Below are 15,202 nucleotides of genomic sequence, written 5' to 3'. Positions count from 1 at the left end.
GGTTTCTCAGTTCGCGGATGCGACGATCGTGTCCGTTCCGATCCGCGAAAGCTGGATGACCGCCTGCGTTCGGCTGTCGACATTCAGCTTCTGGAGCACGGCCGAGACATGCGCTTTCACCGTCGCCTCGGAAACACCGAGTTCATAGGCGATCTGCTTGTTCAGAAGTCCCTCGGCGATCATCGACAGAACCCGGGCCTGTTGCGGCGTCAGGCTGTGCAGCCGCTGGATGAGGTCGGCGATTTCCGGGTCGGTTTCGGTGCCGAGTTCGCTGTCGGTCGGTGCGTGCACGCCGCCGTCGAGAACCGTCTGCACGGCCTTGCGGATTTCGTCCATGCTGGCGGATTTGGAGATGTATCCGGATGCCCCGAGGTCGAGCGCCCGGCGGATGGTTTCGACTTCGTCGTGGGCCGACACGATCATGATGGGTGCGCCGACGTTGATCGCGCGGATGGCGACGAGCCCCGACAACCCGCTGGCGCCCGGCATCGTCAGGTCGAGCAGCACCAGGTCGATGTCATCGCAACCGGCCACGACCTCCTTGGTCTGCGCGAACGTGCCGGCTTCGAGGATGATCGGGTCTTTCGCCACGCTGGCGAGTGCCTGTTTCAGCGCGCCGCGAAACAGTGGGTGATCGTCGGCGATCACGATTTTCAGGCCCGATGACACTGGCCGCCCTCCCTGGGTCCGCATCCGGTTCTTGTTTTGTGTATGGATGACGGGAGGTTGATTATGCGGCGTTGCAGTCGCTTTTCAAGCCATAAGACGCATATCGACCGGGTTTCCCGGTTTGAGAGACATTTGCGGCCGTCCGAAGCGAAACCTTTCCGGTGCTGAGCCGTTCGAAACTGCAAATCTCCAGTTTTGGATGGCCGGGGACGAATGGAGGACGCCGTGGAGCCCGTTCGCAAGATTGCCTTCGTCTGCGTCGGCAGAGCCGTCGGTTTCGGTGCGCTCGCCATTGCCATGACGATGCTGTCCCTGGCCTTCCACCCGGTCCTCGCCTTTCGGTGCGGCGCCATCTGCACGCTGCTCATGGCGGGCCTTCTCACGCAGAAGGCCATGCTGGCCCATCGGCAGCCGCCGCGCCGCACGGAAGTCTGGCTGTTCCTGGATGAGCGCAGCCGTCCATCCGACGAACGCGCCGACCGGGCTTTCGCCGACATCCTGCGTGAAGTCTATGGCCAGTTCGCTCGGCTTGCGTTCAACGTCGCCTGCTTCTTCTTCGCCATGTCGGTCACCCTGTCCATCGCCGGCGTGCGCCCGTTTATGGCCCTCCAGTCCTGACATCCTCGCCGCGAGCAAGAGGCGACTTGCCAGCGGAACGACGCGGGTCTAGCGTCGATTCGGGCTTGGCTCGAGCCTCCTCCCTCCATCGGGGCAGCATCCGACATGCAGAGCGACGACCTTGCGGACCACCTGGTTCGAGCGTTTGCATGAGGAGGGGTTGCGAACATCGCTCGCACGAGGACGTCGCCGATGAAGCTATCCGCCCCGATCTACAGGCTTAAACGCAATGCAAGAATCATGTCGCGACAACGCGGCATCGCCCTCAACGAAGCGCTCGACGCCATCGCGCGCGAAAGCGGCTTTCGAAGCTGGGACCATCTGGCTTTCGCTGCCCGTTCCGATCCGGCTGGCAGCATCCTGCGTGGCCTTTGCCAGGGCGAGATGGTGTTGCTGGGCGCGCGGCCCGGGCACGGCAAGACCTTGCTGGCCCTGCAGTTGGCGCTCGCCGCTGCCGGCCGAGGCATGCCCAGCACCTTCTTCACGCTCGAATACACCGATCCCGAGGTTCGAACGCGGCTGGCGTCGCTCGGACACGCCAGTGATCCGGGCGAGGCGGCGCTCTTGATCGATACGTCCGACGACATCTGCGCCGACTATGTGGTGGATCGGCTTCGCGATCGGGATCGTCCAGGTTTCGCTGCGATCGACTATCTCCAGCTTCTCGATCAGAAGCGGACGAAGCCGCCGATCGGTGAACAGCTCGCCACGCTGGCCGCCCATTCCCGGAGTTCGGGTTCGATCATCGTGCTCGTGTCGCAGATCGACCGCGTTTTCGAACTGGCGGACCGGCGGATGCCCTCGCTCGGCGATGTCCGGCTGCCCAATCCCGCCGACCTGAAGCTGTTCTCGAAGGCGTGTTTCCTTCACGAAGGCGAGATGGTGCTTTCTGCCGTTGCCTGACCCGAAGCCGGTGACCCGGACGCGGACTGGCCGTCTGGCCCAGACATCCGCAGTTGCCACCAGCGCCGCCTCGTGCAAACGGGGCGGTGGCTGAATGGCATCGGGAGGCAGCAGATGAACGGTTTCGTCGAGACCCATCGGTCGTTCGTGAACACGTGGGAATGCGACGACAACGCCCACATGAACGTCCAGTTCTATTTCAAGCGCTTCGACGAGGCGGCGCGCTTTCTCGCCGGGATGAACGGCGGCGACATGGCCGGCCCGCTGCCGCGCACCCGTCACGTCCGCTATCACGCGGAGCTGCACGCCGGGGGCATCACGCGCACGCTCTCGGCGATCGTGGCCGACGGGCGCTTCGCCGGGTACACGGTTCACCTCCTCGAGGACATCGAGACCGGCCGTGTCGCGGCCACGGCGCTCGACGCCCCGACAGGTATCCCGGCCGCCGGCAACCAGGTTCGGGAGAGCGACGTCGAGCAGGCCCTTCCGCGTGGCGTCGATGCCGCCCCGAGCCTGCCGATGCCGCCGCGTGAGGTGCTGGCGCTCGGCGGGCTGGTGTCGAGCCGGACCATCGTCCAGCCGATGCAATGCGACGCGGTCGGCGAACTGCTCGCGCAGGGTTTCGTCGGGCGTCTGTCCGACGCGGCCGCGCATGTCTGGGAGGTCGCGGGGGTTGGGATCGCCCGGCTTCGGGAACTGGGTTACGGCCGCGTGGCGCTGGAAATGAAGCTCACCCATCACCAGCCGGCCAAGGCGGGTGACGCCCTGCTGATCCATTCGCACGCCGTCCCGACCGGGGGAAAGGCGCTGCAGCTTCACCACGAGATCACCCGCTTTGCCGATGGCGCGCCCGTCGCGACCGCCCAGGTCGTGGCGGTGATTCTCGATCTCACGACGCGAAAGTCCGTCGCCATGCCCCTCGCCGGGTCTGCTGGGGCCTGACGTCAGGTCCGGTCGGGAGCAGGGCTGTCGCGGTCGAATTCCTTGACGATGTCCATGAAGCGGCGAAAGAACCGCTCCATGTAGCTCAGGCTCTGTTCGAATTCCTCTTCGCCCGGCAGGGCGGTCGCCGGTGCGCCTTCCAGCGCCGACAGCCGTTCCTCCACCGCCGAGAGACGGGCCGCGAGCGTATCGAGGTCGTCCTGGAAGGCGTCGCGCTCGTCGACAGCCAGACGGCAGACCAACTGGCCCGCCTGCTCCGAGCAGCTCGACATCTGGCCCGTCCGTGTGTCCAGCCGCACATAGCCGTCCTGGGTCCGTTCGATCGCGTAGCGCTCTTCCTGTGCCGGGGCGCCGGCCGTGGCGGCGAGAACGATGAGCACGGTCGCGGCGGCAAGTCTGGTCGGCATGGCACCCTCCGATCGGTCGATGCGGCAGCAAACGCACGGCATTGCGCCGGAATTGGGACATCCGGTCGAGCGGCGCCTTCCGCCATGGCCGGACTCGCCCTATAGAGCGGGGATGAACGAGCGCATCTACAAGATCTGCACGGCGGCGCAGTGGCGGCTTGCCGAGGACAAGGGCGTATTCGATGGCGCCGCCGTCGATCTCGCCGACGGATTCATCCATTTCTCGACAGCCGGCCAGGTCGCGGAGACCGCCGCGAAGCACTTTGCCGGGCAGGGGGATCTGCTGCTGGTCGCGGTGGATGCCGCCGCGCTCGGGGGGGCGCTGAAATGGGAGGTGTCGCGCGGCGGCGCGCTGTTTCCGCATCTCTATGCGCCGCTCGATCCTCGGCAGGCCCTCTGGGCAAAGCCGTTGCCGCTCGGCGACGACGGCCGGCATGTCTTTCCGGATCTCGCGACATGAAGGGCCTGGTCGAGGCGATCGGCCGCCGCGCGCTCTTTGCCTTCGATCCCGAAACGGCGCATGGGCTGTCCATTGCCGCCCTGAAAACCGGGGTGCCGCTCGGCTGCCGGCCGAAGGCGGATCGGCGGCTGGAGACGAGGGTCGCCGGCCTGACATTTCCCAATCCGCTGGGCATGGCCGCCGGTTTCGACAAAAATGCCGAAGTTCCGCACGCATTGCTGGGGCTGGGATTTGGTTTCGCCGAGGTCGGCACCGTCACGCCCCGACCGCAGGCGGGCAATCCCAGGCCCCGGATATTCAGGCTGACGCAAGACCAGGCCGTCATCAACCGTCTCGGCTTCAACAATGAAGGCCATGATGCCGCATTTGCGCGCCTGACGGCGCTTCCGGCCGGGCCCGGCATCGTCGGCGTCAACATCGGCACCAACAAGGACGCCGACGACCGCATCGCCGACTATGAAAGCGGCGTCCGGCGCTTCGCCTCGGTGGCCTCCTATCTGACCGTCAACATCTCGTCTCCGAACACGCCGGGCCTTCGGAACCTGCAGGGTCGCGAGCAGTTGGCCGAACTCCTGTCGCGGGTCGCGCAGGCGCGTGCCGCGAGCGCGAAACCGGGGATCGCGATCTTCCTCAAGATCGCGCCTGACCTGCACGAGGGCGACCTCGACGACGTCGCCGCCGAGGTCGCCTCGCACGGCATCGAGGGCGTCATCGTTTCCAACACGACCCTGTCGCGGGCCGGCTTGACCGCGGCCCAGAGGTCCGAGACGGGGGGCCTGTCGGGTCGGCCGCTGTTTTCGCGTTCGACCGCCATCTTGGCGCGCATGCGCCAGCGGCTCGGCCCGGACCGGGTGCTGATCGGCGTCGGCGGCGTCGATTCGGCCGAAGCCGCTGCCGAGAAGATTCGGGCCGGCGCGGATCTCGTTCAGGTCTATACCGGGATGATCTATGCCGGTCCCGCGCTGCCCGGCCGCATCGTCGAGGGTCTGTCGGCCATTCTCGACCGCGAGGGCGCCACGTCGCCCGCCGCCCTGCGCGACAGCCGGCTGTCGCATTGGGCCGCCGTGCCGCTCGACTGATCAGGTCCGGTCGACGAAGGTCTGGCGCAGCCGTCCGGGCAACATCGCTGCGAGGGTCAGCCCGCGCGCGATCAGGAAGACGTGCAGCGCCGCCCAGACGCCGTGATTGCCGTACAGCCCGGGAAGCACGAAGAGGGCGGCGAGGAAGAGGACGAAGGACAGCAGCATCATGTTGCGCATGTCCCGCGACCATGCCGCGCCGATGAAGACGCCGTCCATCTGGAAGGCGAGCACGCCTGAAACGGCCGTCAGCGCAGCCCAGGGCAGATAGGTCGCCGCCTGTTCGCGCACGTCCGGCGCCGTGGTGATGAAGGCCACCAGCGCGTCGCCGAACAGGATCACGATGACCGCCACCGCGCCCGACAGCGCAAAACCCCACAGGCCGGTGAGCCTGATCGTGTCGACGAAGGACTTGCGCTGCCGTGCGCCGACCGACCGTCCCGCGAGTTGCTCGGCCGCCGTCGCAAAACCGTCGAGGAAGTAGCCGGCGACGAGGAAGAAGTTCATCAGCACGGCGTTGACGGCCAGCGTCAGCGTCCCGAGTTGCGCACCCTGGCGGGCAACGAGCGCGAAGGCAAAGAGCAGCACGAAGGAGCGGATCATGATGTCGCCGTTCATCGCGAGCATGCGCTTCAGCGCGGTGCGGTCGAGAATGAGGGCCATGGACAGCCGCGGCAGGATCGAGAAGCGACGGAACACGATGGTCAGGCCGATGAGGCAGGCGAAAAGCTCGCCCCAGACCGTCCCCCAGGCGACACCCTCGATCCCCCAGCCGAGCACGAGCCCCAGCCAGATCGACAGCAGGATGTTCGCGCCGTTGAGGACGATCTGGAGAAACAGGCCGAGCATGCCCTCGCCGCGGCCGAGCACGTAGCCGAGGATGGCGTAGTTCGCGAGAGCGAAGGGGGCGCTGAGCAGGCGCACGATCACATAGCTCTTCAAGGCTTCGTTCACGGCCGGCTCGCCGGCGATGAACAGCGTGCCGGCCCAGGCGACAGCCGGTCCGGCGAGCGCCAGGACGATGCCGATGCCGACCGCGAGGACGAAGGCGCGCCAGAACGACGCCTGCTCGGCGCGGCCGTCGCCGCTGCCGAAAGCTTGCGCGACGAGGCCGGTCGTGCCCGCGCGCAGGAAGTTGAAGGTGGAGAAGACGAGGTCGAAGACGATCGCGCCGGCGGCAAGGCCGCCGAGCATGGCGGGATCGCCGAACTGTCCGATGACGGCCGTGTCGGTGATGCCGAGCAGCGGCGTCGTCAGATACGCCAGCGTCATCGGCAGGGCGATCGACAGGACGAGCCTGTTGGTGACGATGAAGGGCCGCCCCTGCATGGGCGCAGGCGCCAGTTCCTCGACTTCCGACCGCATCAGCCCGCTTCCCCGACCACAAGACGCCTGTGTAGAGGAAAGCTGGCGTGGATCAAACAGGCGGCAGCGTCCTTCCCCATGTCCGTCCGGTCGATTGCCGAAGCGCGGTTCGCATCCGGCCAGACGCGATGTCGAGAGGCCGATATCGAGCCGAATGCACAAACCGGTGAACGCAACCCTTTTCTTCCGGGCGTTGCAGACCTAGCTAGAAAGGGATGCCAATCGATATCGTCCATCATCCCGACTACGACGCCCGATTTTCACCCAGCCATCGCTTTCCGATGGCGAAGTACAGCCTGCTCATGGAGGCGCTGAGGAGCCGTGGGCTCGTCGATCCCGCCCGCCTGCATGAGCCCGAGCCCATCGGCGCCGACCTCCTGACACTCGCCCATGATCCGATCTATGTCGAACAGGTTCTGACGCGCAGCGTGCCGCAAGAGATCGAGCGAGAGATCGGTTTCCCCGTCGACGAACGGGTGGCGCGGCGCGCGCATCTGGCGACCTCCGGAACGCTTCTGGCAGCGCGCCTGGCGCTTGCCAAAGGCCTGGCCTGCAACACCGCCGGGGGCAGCCATCATGCGCGCCGGATGCAGGGCGCCGGTTTCTGCACCTTCAACGACGTCGGCGTGGCCGCAATGACCCTGCTGGCCGAGGATGCCGTGCGGCGCGTCCTCGTCGTGGACCTCGACGTTCACCAGGGCGATGGCACGGCGGACGTTTGCGCGGACGAGCCGAGGGTCTTCACTTTCTCCATGCATGGCGAGAAGAACTATCCGGCCCGCAAGATCCCGTCCGATCTCGACGTCAGCCTCCCGGACGGTACCGGCGACGATGCCTACATGGCGAAGCTCGAGCCCTTGCTGCAACTCCTGTCCGACTACGCCCGACCTGATATCGTCTTCTACAATGCGGGCGTCGACCCCCATTCCGACGACCGGCTGGGCAAGCTGTCGCTGACCGATGAGGGCTTGCGGCAGCGCGACCGTGCCGTGATCGGCCATTTCCGGCAGGCCGGCGTGCCGGTCTGCGGGGTGATCGGCGGCGGTTACTCGACCGACGTACCGGCGCTCGCCGAACGTCACGCGATCCTGTTCGAGGTCGCGGCTGCGTGGGCGAACGAGCAGGCGCGCGTCGCTGTCAGCGTCTGAAGCTGAAAAGCCTCATGATGATGAAGATCGGCACGACGATCATGGCGCCGATGATGAAGTAGCCGAAGAAGCGCTCGATTGCGTCGAACCCCATCCGCCACACGTCGAGAACGGCGTTGCGCAGCGCATACCAGACATCCTGCGGCATCCAGCCGAAGGCATGCATGGCGAAGCCGACCAGGAACGACAGGACGACCAGCTTGACGAGCACGCGCAGCGGGCTGTCGCCGAGGAAGCGGGAAACGGAACCGGACACGGTCAGGGACATCCTTTGCAAGGCGCGATGCAGCGCGAGATAGGACTTTATCGCGTCGTCATCAAGGCGGACGGCGGTTCATGCGCATGGCGATCGCCTTGGCGAGCGGCGGCCCGACGATCAGGACGATCAGGAAACGCGTCATCTGCAATGTCATGACGAAGGACAGGTCGACGCTTCCGGACGCCGCGGCGATGATGGCGACCGAGTCCATGCCGCCAGGGCTGGTGGCCAGGAACGCCGTCAGCGGATCGACATCGAAAGTGGCCGCAAGAACCGCGCCCACCGCCGCGCAGAAGCCGGTCAGGACCAGGATGGCGCCGATGATCTGCGGCAGCGACCGGGCGGCGTGAAGCAGGATCGGGCGGGTGAAGCGCAGGCCGATCGACCAGCCGATGATGGCATAGCTCGTCGCCAGCAGCCATTCGGGCAGTTGCAGATCGAGGCCGAGACCGAGATGCAGCGGAATGCCGATCAGCAGCGGCCCGAGAAGTGTCGCGCCCGGAATGCCGGTCATCCGGCCGCCGAACGCCCCCACCAGGGCAATGACGAGCGTCATGGCGAAGTCGGGCAGGATGAGGTGCGGCAACCAGTCGACCGGGGGGCGGGCCGCATCGCCGACATCGATCCAGATCCGGGCCAGCACCGCCGCCGAGATCGAGACGATGAGGACGCGCAGGTACTGCATGAAGGCGACCAGGCGGGCGTCGGCGCCGAAGGCGTCGGCCATCACGACCATCGCGCTGGCCGCGCCGGGCGCCGATCCCCAGACGGCCGTGGTGCCCGGCATCGAGCCCCAGCGCGCGACCATCATGCCGAGCAGGCTCGACGCGGCGAGCGTGGACAGCACGGCTGCCACGATGACGGGCCATCCCGACAGAAGCGTCCGGAACAGCGACGGCTCGATGGCGCTGACGATGACACAGCCGATGATGCCCTGCGCGGCGACGAAGAACGATGGCGCGGGGCGGACGGTGGCGCCGGAGACGCCAGCCACGATCGCCGCGATCATCGGGCCGATCAGGAGCGCTGCGGGAAGCGCGGCAAATTCGAGCCCGATCGCGATAATGGTCGAGAGCATCACAAGCAGGAGCCATTGCCATGGCGAGGCGAAACGGGCGAGGCGGGCGGGCTGGTCGAGGTCTTCGGACATGGTGAACTGCGAGAATGGGAGTTCCCTTATGCGCGCAGTCGGGCTCGATGCCAATGACGGCCGCGCATGGCTGGCACCCAGTCATGGCCCGACTCTGCCGCCGGCGGGCTCTCATCCAGATTCAGGTATGGCGCTCAACTGCTTGAAGAGACTTGTCATTTGCCGTTCTGGCCCCGAGATCGAAGCTGCGCCAGCACCTCCGCGCAGACCAACAATCCATCGGATGCAGCCTGCCGCCTGGCCTTCGCTTTTGATCGTCCGGGGAGGTGGACGCCTTCGGACTCAAGGCGCCTCGCATGCATGGCCAGCCGGTCCTCGAAACCGGCGCCGAATGCCTGCGGCTGGATGGCGATGACGAGAAGGCCGGTCCCCGGCGAGCGGTTGCCTTGCGTGATCGACGGTGCCTCGAGAGACCAGTTTGCTCCGGTCAGACCCGCCGCCAGCACTTCGACCATCAGCGCGATGTTGGCGCCTCGCGCGCCGCCGAAGGTCAGGAGCGCGCCTTTCAGAGCAGCGGTGGCATCCGTCGTCGGGTGTCCATCGGCATCGATCGCCCAGCCTTCGGGCAGGGGGTCGCCGCGCACCGCGGCGTCGCGCACCTTCACATAGGCGGTCTGGCTCGAGGCCTGGTCGATCAGGAGCGTGTCGCCATCCGCCATGGGAGCGGCGAAGGCCAGCGGGTTGGTGCAATAGACAGGGGCTCGTGCGCCGGGCACCGTCATCAGCGCGGGGCCGTTGGTCGCTGCGAGCCCGATCAGGCCTTCGGCGGCAAGGCGCTGCACGAAGGTGCCGAGCGACCCGCAGGTATAGGCGTTCCTCTGGGCGAACAATCCGATGCCGCAGGTGCGGGCGGCTTCGACGAGAAGGTCATGGGCGCGATCATAGCCGAGATGCGCTGTGCCGCCCCGCGCATCGACGTGGATGATGGCCGGCAGCGGGCGCTCGATCATGGGTTCGGCCCAGCCGTCGATACGGCCTTCCGCCAGCGCATCGAGATAATAGGGCAGGTGATCGAGCCCGACCGCGCGGTTTCCCTCGGCTTCCGCCGCGACCGTGGCGCGGGCCAGCGAAAGGGCGGCCTCGATGCTCGCGCCGGCCGCGATGGCCGCGTCGCGGCAGAGCGATTCGAGGTCGGCCATCGTGATGCGGATCATGCTCATGATCGAAGGCTAGCGGAGAAGCGACGACGAAGGGAAGGGGGCAAGCAATAGGCGGTTGGGGAACCCAAACCTCGCCGCCCGGCCTCGAAATCGCATGACGGCGACCCCAGTCGTCCCTCGCACGGCTTCGTTGTTTGACAATTCCGCCGTCTCATCTGCTATCAGCGCAAGCCATTGCCAACAGCCGGATCGTGTCCATGACCAATGTCGCCCTGACCGGGATTGCCCGGGACCTCGCCCGCCGGGCCGACGAGGGCCGCCCGGTTCGCATCGGCGTCATCGGTTCGGGCGAGATGGGAACCGACCTGGTCACACAATGCATGCTGATGAAGGGCGTGCACCTGGCGGCCATCTCCACCCGGCGTCCGCATACGGCGCGCGCGGCCATCCGCATCGCGTATGGCGACGAGGCGATGGCCTGCGAGGCCGACACGGAGACGAAGGTGACGGCCGCGATCGAGGCGGGCCGCATCGCGATCACGTCCAACGAGCGCCTGGTCACCAACCCGCTGATCGACGTGGTGATCGATGCGACGGGCAAGCCGGGCGTGGCGGCCGATTTCGACCTGATGGCGATGGAGCATGGCAAGCACGTCGTGATGATGAATGTGGAGGCCGACGTCACCATCGGGCCATGGCTGAAGATGCAGGCCGACCGGCTGGGCGTGGTCTATTCGGTCGGAGCCGGCGACGAGCCGTCCTCCTGCATGGAACTGATCGAGTTCGCCACCGCGCTGGGCTACACGATCGTCTCGGCCGGCAAGGGCAAGAACAACCCGCTGAACCATGACGCGGTGCCCGACGACTACGCCGAGGAAGCCATCCGCCGCAACATGAACCCGCGCATGCTGGTGGAGTTCGTCGACGGATCGAAGACCATGGTGGAGATGTGCGCCATTGCCAACGCCACCGGGCTGGTGCCCGACGTACCCGGCATGCATGGGCCGAATGCGGGCCGCGACGAGCTGGCCAGCGTGCTGATCCCGCGCGAGGATGGCGGCGTGCTGTCGCGCAAGGGCGTCGTCGACTACACGATCGGCAAGGGCGTGGCGCCGGGCGTGTTCGTGGTGGTGGAGGCCACCCATCCGCGTATCATCGAACGGATGGACGACCTGCATGTGGGCAAGGGCCCTTACTATGTCTTCCATCGGCCCTATCACCTGACCTCGCTGGAAGTGCCGTTGACGGCGGCGCGGATCATGCTCACCGGGCGGCCGGACATGGTGCCGCTGCCGCGTCCGGTGGCCGAGGTCTGTGCGGTCGCCAAGCGCGATCTTGCGGCCGGCGACGCGCTCGATGCCATCGGCGAGACCTGCTACCGCTCCTGGACGATGCTGTCGGGCGAGGCGCGGGCCGCCGGGGCGATACCGGTCGGCCTGCTGGAGGGCGGCAAGGTGACGGCACCGGTGAAGAAGGGCGAGCTTCTCACCCGAGCCAATGCCGTGCCCGACACCACGACGCGACTCTACGCCCTGCGGCAGGCGCAGGACGCCATGATCCATGGAGATGGTTGAGGCCGGTCGCGCCCGAAAAAGCGACGGCGCGCCGTCTTACTTGCCGAGCTCGATCGAACGGACACGGGCGGCTTCGACCGCGTCGGAAACGAGCCGCGTCAGCCGGTCTTCGCCCATCAGCACGGCCAGAGCCGCGGCCGTGGTGCCGTTGGGGCTCGTCACCTGCTCGCGCAGTCTGCCGGGCTCCTCGCCGCTCTCCTTGGCCAGGCACGCCGCGCCATAGACGGTCTGCATGGCGAGCAGTTTTGCGGTCTCCGGGGGCAGCCCGGCGGCCTTGCCGGCGGCCGTCAGGCTCTCGATGAAGTGGAAGATGTAGGCCGGTCCCGAACCCGACACGGCGGTGACGGCGTCCATCAGTTCCTCGCTGGCGATGTCCGCCACGGCGCCGCTGCTGGCCAGCAGTTCTCCCACGAAGGCCTTCGTCTCGTCATTGACGTGGGGGTTGGCGAAGGTCACCATCATGCCCTTGCCGATGGCTGCCGGCGTGTTGGGCATGCAGCGGATGATCGCGGCATCGTCGCCGAGAATCTCGGCCATGGTCGCGATGGAAACGCCGGCGGCGACGCTGAGGAAGGTCGCGCGCGCCGCAAAACGCCGGTAGTCCGGCACGACGGCGCGCATGACCTGCGGCTTGACGGCGAGAATGACCAGATTGGGTTCGACATCGCGCGGAAGCTCGCCTGCCGCTGCAACGATGCCCGCACCGAGACGGCTTGCGCGTTCGCGCAGCGCCTCGTTGGGCTCGACCACGATCACCTCCGCCGGCATCAGCCGGCCGGAGCGAAGCCACCCGTCGAGCATGGCGTAGCCCATGTTGCCGCAGCCGACGAGGATCAGTTTGACGCTCATGATCGCTTCCCTCCGTTTGCCCGCGGGTAGCACCGCGGCGGTAGGTCGCGCAAGGCTTCGACCTATCCGGAGATCGCGTCTCCCTCGCGCCAGGCCTTGCGGCTCCAGTTCCGGATGCGCATGCGCGGTGCGATCATCCCGGCGATGAAGGGCGCCAGCGCGAAGCTTGCCACCACGACGGCCGGGATCAGAAAGACGGCCCGGTCAGCCAGGGCGGGGATGGAGAGAACGGTGACGGCGCCGAGCCCGAAGAGCACGGCATTGACATGCATGGCGCAGACGATCCTGAGCCAGGTATCGGTCGAGAACATGGCGGCTATCCTTTGAAATTGTCCTGCCGGTCAATGCGGCATCGTGGACAATCGTTCCCTGCCATGGCGGGCGCGGTCGGCGATACCTGTCGTCGAGACGGCCGGAATCGTGACGCGGGCGACATAGCGCAGGCCGAAAACGGCGAGCACGAAGAACAGCCACACCGGATCGACACGGCGGAAGAAGAAGCTTTCGAGGAAAGCGTTGAAGGCCGTGAACATCAGCGTCATCATGAAGAAGTCGGCCAGGAGGATGTTCTCCCGCTTCCGCGGCACCCTCAGGAAATCGAACATCGGCACCACCAGGAAGGCGATCACCGCCACGCCGAGCGTCGGCAGGCCCATCAGCACGGCGATGTCGAGATAGCCATTGTGACCATGGACGATGCCGCGGATGTCCCATTCGGCGTCGAACGGCAGTTCCTGGAGCTGCACCACGGGCGTGCTCCAGAAGCTTTCGTAGCCGTAGCCGAACCATGGCTTGTGCGCGATCATTTCGATCAGGAACGACCACAAGGTCGTGCGGCCGGTGTAGGTCATGCCGGGCGAGACCTGCTGGGACAGGTGCCAGAGCGTGGGCGACATGACGATGCCGATCGTCGCCAGGGCGGACACGACGAGCGCGACGGCGAAGATCAGCGGCACGACCCGGCGCAGACCGATCAAGCTCGGCCCCATCACGAGGAGGATCGCCAGCGGCACGAGGCCGGTGGTCGTCTTCGAGCCGGTATGCGCCAGAAAGTAGAGGGCGGAGACGAGGAGCAGGCCGCCCGACCAGCGCCAGCCGCGCCGCAGCAGGTAGAGCCCGGTGAAACTCAGCGCGGCCATGACCGGCCCGGCCACGTTCTTGTGCGAGAAGGCGCCGCGCCAGAGACCGGCATGCTCCGGCTCCAGTGAATCGCCCGTGTGGCGTGCGATGTCGGGATAGAGGACGAGGCCCGCATAGCACAGGGCGACGATCGCAAGACCCGTCACCGAAAAGACGGTCGAGAGGGAATCGGCGTCACGTGGGGTCGCCAGCACCGCCATCATGGTCAGGACGCCGATCAGCGTGAAGATCGCGGTGCGAAAGGCCGAGGACGGGTCGGCGGCATTGGCGACAGACACCAGGAAGACGCCGATCAGCACCATCCACCAGAAGCCGACGAGACGGACAAGCACGCGCCGATCGACGAAGCCGAGGAGACAGAAGAGCGAGGCGATCCCCACCGCGCCGAAGCCAAGCTGGTTGACGATGTCGCCCCCGGTCGCCTCCGCCGCCTGGGGGGAGAACGGCCGAAACGAGATGATCGAGACGCCGAACAGGACGGCTGCAAAAAGCGTTGCCGCGCCGCGACGGTCGAGGGTTGCCGCGGGCTGCACCGGTTCAGTTCTTCTCGGCCTGGCGATACTGCTCATTCGCGTATCCGAACTCCGCAAGCACGCGTCCCAGAGCGACATAGAAGGGGTAGAGGCCGACCGACAGCGATCCCGTCCGGGCGAAACGGATCACCCCGCGCACCGGGGAGGCGGCAAGAAGCGCCAGGCTCTTCGCCGCGACCCGGCATCGCGCCGCGAGCGACCCGCCGCGCTTGCGCTTTTCCACCCAGGTCGACAGCACGCCCTCGCGCAGGGATCGGGAGCGGATCCAGTCGGGCTCCAGACGGCGCGCTGGAACCGTTTCCATGACGGGCGCATCGGCGCACCAGCCGAGGATGAAGCCCCGCGCCGCCGCGCGGCTGAGAAAATCGGAGTCGCCGCCCCCCGTGAAGTTGAACGACAGGTCGAGAAACGGGCGCGGCATGGCGTCGAGCACGCGCCGCGCGACGAGCAGATTGCCTGACGAGTAGAGCGCGGGCACCAGCCCCGTCTCGCGATAGGGCGGGGCGAAGACCGGGTGTTCGGCCCAGTGCTCATGCCCCGGTTCATGAAAGACGGGAACCTGAGGCCCGCCGAGGATGTCGGCGCCCAGGCTTTCGGCGGTCGCGCACATCGTCTCCAGCCAGTTCGGCCCGGCGATCTCGTCGTCGTCGATGACCAGAACGAAGCCGAGCTTGGGGAATTCCGCGAGCGCGGTCGCCCATCCGGCGTTGTAGGCGCAGCAATTGCCGCGATCATGCGCGATGAGCAGCACGCCTTGCGCTGTCCCGTTTTCGAACAGGGGGGCCACGGCGTCGGCGCCGGCGTGCCATTCCGCATCATTTTCCATGACGACCACGGCAAAGGGCCGCGACGTTCGCTGGCCGATGACCGATTGCAGCGTCGCGAGAACCTGCTCCGGCCGCTTGTAGGTCGGCAGCGTGACGGCGATCTCGACCTCGTCGAAGCGAAGGCCGGGAGAGCGGGCCACCACGGTGACGTTGCTGGCGCTGGTGATGGTCTGCATCCG

Annotated in this window: 17 protein-coding genes; 7 read left to right on the top strand and 10 right to left on the bottom strand. The window is 66.8% G+C overall.

Annotation, left to right across the window (positions count from 1 at the left end; genetic code table 11):
- Window positions 1-6 precede the first annotated feature (6 nt).
- The gene (locus EJC49_RS07425; RefSeq protein ID WP_245453308.1) at window positions 7-669 is read right to left on the bottom strand and encodes a response regulator transcription factor; all 663 of its coding nucleotides are present in this window, start codon (window positions 667-669) and stop codon (window positions 7-9) included.
- Between the two features lie 213 nt (window positions 670-882).
- On the opposite strand from EJC49_RS07425, the gene EJC49_RS07420 reads away from it, so the two are divergent.
- From EJC49_RS07420 to EJC49_RS07410, 3 genes are all read left to right on the top strand, one after another.
- Entirely contained in the window at window positions 883-1,287 is a 405-nt protein-coding gene (locus EJC49_RS07420) for a hypothetical protein (RefSeq protein ID WP_126698829.1), read from the top strand.
- Between the two features lie 192 nt (window positions 1,288-1,479).
- Window positions 1,480-2,190, top strand: coding sequence for a DNA helicase (locus tag EJC49_RS07415; RefSeq protein WP_126698828.1), 711 nt, complete (start codon window positions 1,480-1,482; stop codon window positions 2,188-2,190).
- Window positions 2,191-2,304: 114 nt separating this feature from the next.
- Window positions 2,305-3,132 (top strand): thioesterase family protein, encoded by an 828-nt coding sequence (locus tag EJC49_RS07410; protein WP_126698827.1) that lies wholly within the window; start codon window positions 2,305-2,307, stop codon window positions 3,130-3,132.
- 2 nt (window positions 3,133-3,134) lie between these two features.
- Here the strand turns inward: EJC49_RS07410 and EJC49_RS07405 are convergent, their stop codons facing one another.
- Window positions 3,135-3,539 carry a hypothetical protein gene (locus tag EJC49_RS07405; RefSeq protein WP_126698826.1) on the bottom strand — a complete coding sequence of 135 codons (405 nt, stop codon included), beginning with the start codon at window positions 3,537-3,539 and terminating at the stop codon, window positions 3,135-3,137.
- Window positions 3,540-3,651: 112 nt separating this feature from the next.
- Here EJC49_RS07405 and EJC49_RS07400 point away from each other — a divergent pair, with 112 nt between their 5' ends.
- Together EJC49_RS07400 and EJC49_RS07395 are read left to right on the top strand one after the other, a co-directional pair.
- Entirely contained in the window at window positions 3,652-3,999 is a 348-nt protein-coding gene (locus EJC49_RS07400; RefSeq protein ID WP_126698825.1) for a DUF952 domain-containing protein, read from the top strand.
- Window positions 3,996-5,078, top strand: a complete 1,083-nt coding sequence (locus EJC49_RS07395) for a quinone-dependent dihydroorotate dehydrogenase (RefSeq protein WP_126698824.1) — start codon at window positions 3,996-3,998, stop codon at window positions 5,076-5,078. The genes EJC49_RS07400 and EJC49_RS07395 overlap by 4 nt, the downstream gene beginning before the upstream one ends.
- On the opposite strand, the gene EJC49_RS07390 is transcribed toward EJC49_RS07395, so the two are convergent.
- A complete protein-coding gene (locus EJC49_RS07390) occupies window positions 5,079-6,443 on the bottom strand; it encodes an MATE family efflux transporter (RefSeq protein ID WP_126698823.1) in 1,365 nt (454 codons plus the stop codon).
- A 215-nt stretch (window positions 6,444-6,658) separates the two neighbouring features.
- On the opposite strand from EJC49_RS07390, the gene EJC49_RS07385 reads away from it, so the two are divergent.
- A complete protein-coding gene (locus tag EJC49_RS07385) occupies window positions 6,659-7,591 on the top strand; it encodes a histone deacetylase family protein (RefSeq protein ID WP_126698822.1) in 933 nt (310 codons plus the stop codon).
- Here EJC49_RS07385 and EJC49_RS07380 read toward each other — a convergent pair.
- From EJC49_RS07380 to EJC49_RS07370, 3 genes are all read right to left on the bottom strand, one after another.
- Window positions 7,581-7,847, bottom strand: coding sequence for a DUF6460 domain-containing protein (locus tag EJC49_RS07380; protein WP_170314645.1), 267 nt, complete (start codon window positions 7,845-7,847; stop codon window positions 7,581-7,583). The two genes, EJC49_RS07385 and EJC49_RS07380, sit on opposite strands and share 11 nt — an antisense overlap.
- 61 nt (window positions 7,848-7,908) lie before the next feature.
- Window positions 7,909-9,000, bottom strand: a complete 1,092-nt coding sequence (locus tag EJC49_RS07375) for an AbrB family transcriptional regulator (protein WP_126698821.1) — start codon at window positions 8,998-9,000, stop codon at window positions 7,909-7,911.
- A 155-nt stretch (window positions 9,001-9,155) separates the two neighbouring features.
- Window positions 9,156-10,154, bottom strand: coding sequence for an Ldh family oxidoreductase (locus tag EJC49_RS07370; protein WP_126698820.1), 999 nt, complete (start codon window positions 10,152-10,154; stop codon window positions 9,156-9,158).
- A gap of 203 nt (window positions 10,155-10,357) precedes the next feature.
- On the opposite strand from EJC49_RS07370, the gene EJC49_RS07365 reads away from it, so the two are divergent.
- Window positions 10,358-11,674 (top strand): NAD(P)H-dependent oxidoreductase, encoded by a 1,317-nt coding sequence (locus EJC49_RS07365; protein ID WP_126698819.1) that lies wholly within the window; start codon window positions 10,358-10,360, stop codon window positions 11,672-11,674.
- 36 nt (window positions 11,675-11,710) lie between these two features.
- Here EJC49_RS07365 and proC read toward each other — a convergent pair whose 3' ends face one another.
- The 4 genes from proC to EJC49_RS07345 form a co-directional block, all read right to left on the bottom strand.
- Window positions 11,711-12,523, bottom strand: a complete 813-nt coding sequence (proC, locus tag EJC49_RS07360) for a pyrroline-5-carboxylate reductase (protein WP_126698818.1) — start codon at window positions 12,521-12,523, stop codon at window positions 11,711-11,713.
- Window positions 12,524-12,585: 62 nt separating this feature from the next.
- Complete coding sequence (locus EJC49_RS07355) at window positions 12,586-12,834, bottom strand: hypothetical protein (RefSeq protein WP_170314644.1); 249 nt, start codon at window positions 12,832-12,834, stop codon at window positions 12,586-12,588.
- Between the two features lie 30 nt (window positions 12,835-12,864).
- Window positions 12,865-14,232, bottom strand: a complete 1,368-nt coding sequence (locus EJC49_RS07350) for an O-antigen ligase family protein (protein ID WP_126698817.1) — start codon at window positions 14,230-14,232, stop codon at window positions 12,865-12,867.
- Complete coding sequence (locus EJC49_RS07345) at window positions 14,201-15,199, bottom strand: glycosyltransferase family 2 protein (RefSeq protein WP_126698816.1); 999 nt, start codon at window positions 15,197-15,199, stop codon at window positions 14,201-14,203. The genes EJC49_RS07350 and EJC49_RS07345 overlap by 32 nt, the downstream gene beginning before the upstream one ends.
- Window positions 15,200-15,202 lie beyond the last annotated feature (3 nt).

This window comes from Aquibium carbonis, from assembly GCF_003970795.1.
In the GTDB taxonomy this organism is placed as follows: domain Bacteria; phylum Pseudomonadota; class Alphaproteobacteria; order Rhizobiales; family Rhizobiaceae; genus Aquibium; species Aquibium carbonis.
This window is presented reverse-complemented; position numbering and strand designations above follow the sequence as displayed.

Bases quoted from the DNA above. Each gene is read 5' to 3' on its own strand.
- EJC49_RS07420 (WP_126698829.1), top strand. From the start codon at position 883: ATGGAGGACGCCGTGGAGCCCGTTCGCAAGATTGCCTTCGTCTGCGTC.
- EJC49_RS07415 (WP_126698828.1), top strand. From the start codon at position 1,480: ATGAAGCTATCCGCCCCGATCTACAGGCTTAAACGCAATGCAAGAATC.
- EJC49_RS07410 (WP_126698827.1), top strand. From the start codon at position 2,305: ATGAACGGTTTCGTCGAGACCCATCGGTCGTTCGTGAACACGTGGGAA.
- EJC49_RS07405 (WP_126698826.1), bottom strand. From the start codon at position 3,539: ATGCCGACCAGACTTGCCGCCGCGACCGTGCTCATCGTTCTCGCCGCC.
- EJC49_RS07400 (WP_126698825.1), top strand. From the start codon at position 3,652: ATGAACGAGCGCATCTACAAGATCTGCACGGCGGCGCAGTGGCGGCTT.
- EJC49_RS07395 (WP_126698824.1), top strand. From the start codon at position 3,996: ATGAAGGGCCTGGTCGAGGCGATCGGCCGCCGCGCGCTCTTTGCCTTC.
- EJC49_RS07390 (WP_126698823.1), bottom strand. From the start codon at position 6,443: ATGCGGTCGGAAGTCGAGGAACTGGCGCCTGCGCCCATGCAGGGGCGG.
- EJC49_RS07385 (WP_126698822.1), top strand. From the start codon at position 6,659: ATGCCAATCGATATCGTCCATCATCCCGACTACGACGCCCGATTTTCA.
- EJC49_RS07375 (WP_126698821.1), bottom strand. From the start codon at position 9,000: ATGTCCGAAGACCTCGACCAGCCCGCCCGCCTCGCCCGTTTCGCCTCG.
- EJC49_RS07370 (WP_126698820.1), bottom strand. From the start codon at position 10,154: ATGATCCGCATCACGATGGCCGACCTCGAATCGCTCTGCCGCGACGCG.
- EJC49_RS07365 (WP_126698819.1), top strand. From the start codon at position 10,358: ATGACCAATGTCGCCCTGACCGGGATTGCCCGGGACCTCGCCCGCCGG.
- proC (WP_126698818.1), bottom strand. From the start codon at position 12,523: ATGAGCGTCAAACTGATCCTCGTCGGCTGCGGCAACATGGGCTACGCC.
- EJC49_RS07355 (WP_170314644.1), bottom strand. From the start codon at position 12,834: ATGTTCTCGACCGATACCTGGCTCAGGATCGTCTGCGCCATGCATGTC.
- EJC49_RS07350 (WP_126698817.1), bottom strand. From the start codon at position 14,232: ATGAGCAGTATCGCCAGGCCGAGAAGAACTGAACCGGTGCAGCCCGCG.
- EJC49_RS07345 (WP_126698816.1), bottom strand. From the start codon at position 15,199: ATGCAGACCATCACCAGCGCCAGCAACGTCACCGTGGTGGCCCGCTCT.